The sequence below is a fragment of the Monashia sp. HAY1-2A genome (assembly GCF_056755315.1).
Genome location: NZ_JBNDHY010000727.1, coordinates 1 through 240, shown reverse-complemented (window position 1 = coordinate 240; position 240 = coordinate 1). Strand labels below are relative to the sequence as shown.

Annotated in this window: 1 protein-coding gene; it reads right to left on the bottom strand. The window is 43.3% G+C overall.

The genetic code is table 11. The features are described from left to right. A partial coding sequence (locus ACPYOM_RS23690) for an esterase-like activity of phytase family protein (RefSeq protein WP_481347859.1) occupies positions 1-218 on the bottom strand: 218 nt, incomplete at its 3' end. Between the last annotated feature and the right edge of the window lie 22 nt (positions 219-240).

The following is a 240-nucleotide window of genomic DNA, read 5'->3' as shown; positions in this document are numbered from 1 at the left end:
CTGTAGACCTTCTTTAGTCCACCTGCTGAACCAAAGTTTCCGTCTCTTTCAATCACAAGAAATTCGGTATTACTGATCGGCGTAATCTCACATACGGAGTCCGAAGCACCACCATCCTGCTTGTATAAAAATTGTTTAGTTTTTCCTGTTGCAAGGTCGAAGGTCACAATTCTCGTGAGTGTTTTATTGGTCGCCAGAGTTTTAGTCGGAACATACATAGTAGACTGCATCGTTCCCACC